The organism is Methanobacterium formicicum, from assembly GCF_029848115.1.
Taxonomy (GTDB): Archaea; Methanobacteriota; Methanobacteria; order Methanobacteriales; family Methanobacteriaceae; genus Methanobacterium; species Methanobacterium formicicum.
Window position 1 is genome coordinate 1 of record NZ_JARVXG010000004.1, and the last position, 6256, is coordinate 6256.

Here is a 6256-nt window from a genome sequence, read left to right on the forward strand (position 1 = left end):
TTAGTGACTATAGTCACTAAATTGTGTGAAGATTATCACAAAAAAGTGAATTTTAAGCGTTTAAAAAGTCCAAATTATTTAAATAGATTGAATATTATTTTATAAATGTTAATAATAAATTAGAAAGATTTTAAACAAAAATAAGACAATTTAAGCAGAATTTTTTATGGATTTTTTAGAAAAAGTGTTCACTTTTTGGAACAAAAAATATTTGCAAAAACCATATTGTTTAACGAAGGAAAAGGTAATCTTGAAGAAATTGAGGGATGATTTATATCTCAAAGTCATCCTGCACCACTCTAACCACATCCTGAATATCTAGGTAATTATAAAAACGGATACGATTCCATTAACCCTACCATTTACTAAGTATTTTATACCTCTTCATCCAACAACTGTTTATGAAACTCTCATCTCAGAAAGACCTTCTACTAGTTATCACCATCAGCGGGGCGGTTCTAATATTGAAATGGCTCGGACTGTTGAAAGGATCAGGGTTATCCACATTAATCACAATTTTTGCATTATTCCTACCAGGATACGCCATCATAACTGCAATCTGGCCTGATGATGAGAGTATGGGCTGGACACTCCGTGCAGGAGTGGGCTTTGTCCTGGGACTTGTTTTTGTACTGTTTTTACCCTTAATATTTAACAGTTTAAAATGGGGATATCTCGACAAATATCTCTACTCCATACTCTTCATTCTGGCCATTCTATTCTCTATACTAGCCATGGTTCGGCGTTCCGAGTATGAATACAAAGAAGAAGTGCCTCCTGAAGAGGGGCAGCTCACCCTGGAAGAATCCATTGAACGGGCAGCATTACTGAGGCAACAAGCAGATGCTGATGAATACGAAGATTACTACTATGAAGAAGAGTACCCTGAAGAAGGATACAATGCAGAAGAGCTTGCTGAAGAGGAATATGATGAAGATGAACTTACTGAAAATGACCACTTCACTGAAGAAGACTACCCCTTGGATGGAACTGGTAAAGAACCAGAACATCAAGAATTAGAAAAGGGGAAACCCTTAAAGTTCGAGAAAGTTGAGGATTTCCAAAAAAAAGCTGAATATCCATTAGAGGATAAGGCGGATACTTCAGAAGAATCTAGGGTAGCACCCTTGAAAGTAGACGAATCCATCAAAACATCCAATCTAGACTACGAAGCAGAAATGGACAAACCAGTCTGGGCAGAAGAACCACCGGAGAAAAAATCTGGCTTTAAAAACTGGGACATGGCCATGATCCTCTTCTTAACTGGAATTTCCCTGTTGTTCCTCTATTTCAACCCCCTTAAAACCACTTCCACTTCCATAATCTTCTTTATACTTTTACTTTTCATCATGGGTTACGCCGGGTTAACCATAGTTTTCCCGGATAAATCCCGTACCAGTACCCGGAACCTCCTCATAGGGAGCATAAGTATTGCCATTATCCTCTTCATACTGTCTTTCCTGGCCTGGAGAGTGCAAATACTACCTAATCTACCCAAATTTATAGTGCAGATATTGTTCGTGGCTTCAATTATACTCTCTGCCGGGGCATTTATCAGGAAATGGCTAGTCACCCATAAAGATGAGACCCCCACTGAAGAAGCCCCTGAAGAAACTGTACCAGTTGAAGAAGATAAGGAACAAAAAGAAATCCCCACTGTGGAGAAACCTATTGCCCAATACGAGGTTCCTGAAAAAGAGGTCAAGGAGGAAATTCCTGAAAAAGAAGTCAAGGAGAAAAAAGATCCACTGGCCTTCCTTAAAACTCTAAGTACGCCCAAATCCACAGAGATTGTTGCTAAAAAGGAAATACATAAAGAACCACCAAGTTTTAAGCCCCGCAACCATTATCTGGACATAATCATCGTGGCGGCCATCACCCTACTGACTGTGGCCTTTGTACTTATACCCCCACTCAACAAGACCTTTATCCGCACTATACTGGGCGTTTTACTGGTTTTGTTCATTCCGGGTTATTCCTTAATTGCTGCACTGTTCCCTAAATGGGGGGATCTGGATGGTATTGAGAGGGCGGCGTTAAGTTTTGGTCTGAGCATTGCGGTTACTCCACTTATTGGCCTGGCACTTAACTACACTCCTTGGGGTATCCGACTGGACCCTATACTGGTTAGTCTTACCATTTTCACCCTGGCCATGGTCACCATCGCCTTTTTAAGGCGGAGGAGGTTACCAGATGAAGAAAAATTCTTTGTACCCTTTGGTGAATTTACAAAAAATATCAGAACTTCATTTAAAGGAGAATCCAGGACGGAAAGGATACTATCCATCATATTGATCATCAGCATTGTGCTGGCCATTGCCACCACGGCTTACGTTATAGTAAAACCCAAGGAAGGCGAAAAATTCACAGAATTCTACATCTTAGGACCGGATGGAAAGGCCAGTAACTATCCCACTAATTTAACCACCGGCCAGACTGGTTCCATTATTATGGGGGTGGTAAATCATGAGTACACCACCACTGATTATCTCCTGGTGATTAAGGTGAACAACAACACCTTGAAAAACCAGACCCTCACCCTGTCCAGTGGGGAGAAAGTGGAAATACCCTACAACTTCACCGCCGGAACTACCGGCCAGAAGAAGATGGAGTTCTTACTCTACAAGCTACCAGATAATGCAACTGCCTATCGATCATTGCACCTGTGGCTGAATGTGAAGTAGAGATAAATCCACCCCTGAAAGGGTAAATTGGATGTGTGGTGACATCATTTATTCCTTTATCTATCTCCTCAACAATCACTCCCCCAATTCCCTAATAGGCCAATATCCCCTTATTTTTCCTTTTTATCCCTTATTTAGAGTACTTTACCCTAAGCCCTGTTTTTGTGATGTGTGTCACTAAAAAAAATAGTAAAGCTTATTTATAGGCTAAAAAAGATAATAACTTCATCCGATTAATGACATTAAACACAGAGTGACTAATTTAAGGCATTTGTCTGTGTTTATTGAGATTCAAACTTTATATTGCCATTGAAAGGAAAAAAATATATAGTAATAAAAAAAGAAGGAATATACATGATATCGACTGTTACCACAACCACTACTACTACAACCACCACTGCCGCAACATCCGCGGCCACTGCGACCACGGCAGTGACTTCGGCGGATATAATGGGCTACAGTTTAATTGCCGTGGTGGCACTTATCGCATTTCTGGCTTTAAAGGAGATTTTAAGCTCCGAAGCCACAAAAAACGCCAAGATTAACAATTTTATTAACAGCTCCAACGTGGCTATACTACCCCTACTATTTGTCTTCGGTGCAGTAGTCACCTACAAAGTTGTTACCATACTCTAAGGATGTGGTTTGAAATGAAAAATAAAGTAGGATTATTCGCCATCCTGGCAGTAGTCATAGTGGTTGTGGCTGTTTCCGGATGTAGTGACAATACTTCCAGTTCTAGCAATAATAATGCCAGTGCAATATCAGAAAAGGGAACAAAACTTGCAATTATAAACAACGGTACCACCTGGGCCCACGTGGAAATGGTGGCCAATGCCACCCATAAAAACGGGACCAACATGACCTTCTGGGCTGACACATTTATAAAACCCAATGGAAACTTAACCATGGATTTATCTCAGGTTTTAGGCTACAATAACGAGCCATTACCTGCAGGAACAACTATACGGGTACAATCATGGAAAGGACTCTTTAACACCCAGGCTGGTGGAGAAGGAACTCTTAACATAGGATTCCAGGGTTGGTCAAACACCAGATACCCAACTTCCAGTGCACAGATTACCAATGTGACCTTTAACCCATTAACTATCTTCGCACTTCCCGCTAATGTCACTGACAGCGTTGCATTTATGGCAACCACCCCTGAAGAACTGGCTAAAATACAGTCCATCGACACCACTGACCAGGAACCTCTCTATGAGGAAGAAGTAATTGTAGTGAACGCAGATGGAAGCGTAACCATCACCGTCACCAGACCTCCTGAACTGTGTCGGGCTATAGCAAGTATTGTCTAAAAAACAATTCCCCTCTTTTTTTATTTTATTTTAACTTCTTTTGAGCTTGTACTAACTCCAATTAGAACTATGGCTTTCCATAAATTCCGAATTTATATTAACTGGAAGGAATTATCCTTTATAAAAAAGAAGATATTTGATTACAATGAATCAGAAAATTTTAATAACTGCCTTAGTAGTTGTTGTTGGTTTATCCACTCTTGCTATACTGGAAGTTTCCAATGGATTCATCAGTGGACTGGTGTTTGACCAGATCCCCTACAACTACACTGCCAAAGTGTGGATACCACCTACTCATCCCGATGATCCTAGCTCGGGGTCACTGGGTGGATTTTACAAAATCAATGGAAAGGGAAAAGATTTCCAATTCTATTTGAAACTGTCTGGTGCGGAAGAGTCCGAGAGCCCCCTGGACTACACTGCCGAGGGACTTAACGGAACCGGCAGAATTGAAGAGATAAAAGTCACACCGGGAACAATTTACTCCCTCCTAACCAAGGATGTCCGTGGTGCCATGTTCAACACCATCTTCCACGGCTATATGAACATGACTTGCGCTGCCTGGACTGGGGTTACCTACTTTAAGAATGATGGTAAAAACTTCGGAGGTAACTTCACCATTGACGGGACCATGACTGATTGGGAAGGTAATTACACCTTAAAATGGGAAACTTTCCGCATTGCAGCTACTGCCGATTACTTATGGTACCCCAATAACCAGAAATCTTCAGCAAAAAGAGTTCAAAGGACTTATTACCTTTAATTCCTTCTTTATTTTTCGTTCAGGTTAGAATCAGTGTAGATAATGATTTATTTTATAGATAAATTCTAAATTTTTAAAAATATGATCTTATATTCTTTAAAATCAGTGCTTAATACCTAAAATCTTAATTTGCTTTAAAAAAATTAGAAAGATAACGTTTATTTTCCCATGGCCCTGAAAATCATCCGGGAAACACTGTGCAGTATCAAACCCGTGAAGGCAATGAAGGACCCAAAAATAGCTACCAAACCAGCTAGGGCTGTTGGAAGCAAAGTACTAGAACCGCCGCTTAAATAATCTGTGAAAAATTTCAAACTGAGAATAATCCCTACTAAAATCATTATAACCCCGGGTAGGGTAAAATAGTATAATGGGCGGTTGAACTCCATATCCTGAAGAATTCTCACCAGGACACTCACTCCGTGGCTAACAGGGTTCTTTTTATGGTGATTTTCTTCACCGTAAGTAGCCGATATTTCCACTTCCTTAATCCTCAAACCAGCCTTGGCAGCCTCTATTAACATTTCACTTTCAATGGTGTAATCCGCACTACGGAAACGGAATACTGGTACGGTGTGTCCGGCAAAGGCACGGAACCCACTTTGGCTGTCAGTCACGTCTAAATTTTTCCCACTGATGTTAGTGGCAGTGTCCAGCACATTCTGTCCCACCCTCCGGTAGGCTGGAGTGTCAGTATCTCCATTGCCGTTAAGGTAACGGCTGCCGTTCACCACGTCGGCTTCACCTTTGATTATGGGTTCTAACAGGCGGGGAATTTCACGGGGTTGGTGCTGACCGTCAGAGTCTAAGGTGAGAATTATGTCAGCATCCCGGGCTGCTTGAAAACCAGTCTTAAGTGCAGCCCCCTTACCCAGGTTTTGGGGGTGCATGAGCACCTCCGCACCGGCTAACTTGGCTATTTCTGCAGTTTTATCACTGCTGCCATCGTCTACAACAATTACCCTTAGCACGTGCTGGCGAGTACCTAACACTACGCTGCCAATGGTCTTTTCTTCGTTGTAAGCAGGTATTATTGCGGTTACTTTAATTTAGGCCCCTCCTCCAAGTGATTATTCATGTTAAAATTGTATTATGGTATCAATATATATAATTGTTGTTAATATTGACGTAAAAGTAAATAGGAGTAAGGCAAGAATACAATTTAATATGTAGTTATTATTATGTAAATACTACATTTTATACATTACTGTATCAATAATGCCGTATTTAAAGTTAATCCTTTATGTTTTGAATTAATTCCAATAAAATAGGTAAGGTCATAATTTTATTTGGTATTTTAGCTGAAAATAGTTTTATTGCGATTTTTTCAGGATTAAATTGACAGTTATGTCTTAAAAATCTTTAGAATATGGTGAGAATCTTAGGAAATAGGACACTGTCAAAAACTTGAGGGTTTTTGAAATTTGTGTTTTGATAAACAATTATTTTATTTTTCTTTAAACTCATTATTTTCTGAAATAAAAAACTAAAAA

The 6256-nt window shown here is 40.0% G+C and carries 5 protein-coding genes; 4 read left to right on the forward strand and 1 reads right to left on the reverse strand.

Annotation, left to right across the window (positions count from 1 at the left end):
• Positions 1–464 precede the first annotated feature (464 nt).
• The 4 genes from QC759_RS00060 (at position 465) to QC759_RS00075 (ending at position 4763) form a co-directional block, all read left to right on the forward strand.
• On the forward strand, positions 465–2684 hold the full coding sequence (locus tag QC759_RS00060) for a DUF1616 domain-containing protein (RefSeq protein ID WP_279844508.1): 2220 nt from the start codon (positions 465–467) through the stop codon (positions 2682–2684).
• 354 nt (positions 2685–3038) lie between these two features.
• Positions 3039–3320 carry a hypothetical protein gene (locus QC759_RS00065; RefSeq protein WP_048073785.1) on the forward strand — a complete coding sequence of 94 codons (282 nt, stop codon included), beginning with the start codon at positions 3039–3041 and terminating at the stop codon, positions 3318–3320.
• A 14-nt stretch (positions 3321–3334) separates the two neighbouring features.
• Positions 3335–4000 (forward strand): hypothetical protein, encoded by a 666-nt coding sequence (locus tag QC759_RS00070; RefSeq protein ID WP_048071948.1) that lies wholly within the window; start codon positions 3335–3337, stop codon positions 3998–4000.
• 145 nt (positions 4001–4145) lie between these two features.
• Positions 4146–4763 (forward strand): hypothetical protein, encoded by a 618-nt coding sequence (locus tag QC759_RS00075; protein ID WP_048071949.1) that lies wholly within the window; start codon positions 4146–4148, stop codon positions 4761–4763.
• Between the two features lie 158 nt (positions 4764–4921).
• Here QC759_RS00075 and QC759_RS00080 read toward each other — a convergent pair whose 3' ends face one another.
• Positions 4922–5812, reverse strand: a complete 891-nt coding sequence (locus tag QC759_RS00080; protein ID WP_048071950.1) for a glycosyltransferase family 2 protein — start codon at positions 5810–5812, stop codon at positions 4922–4924.
• Positions 5813–6256: the final 444 nt, after the last annotated feature.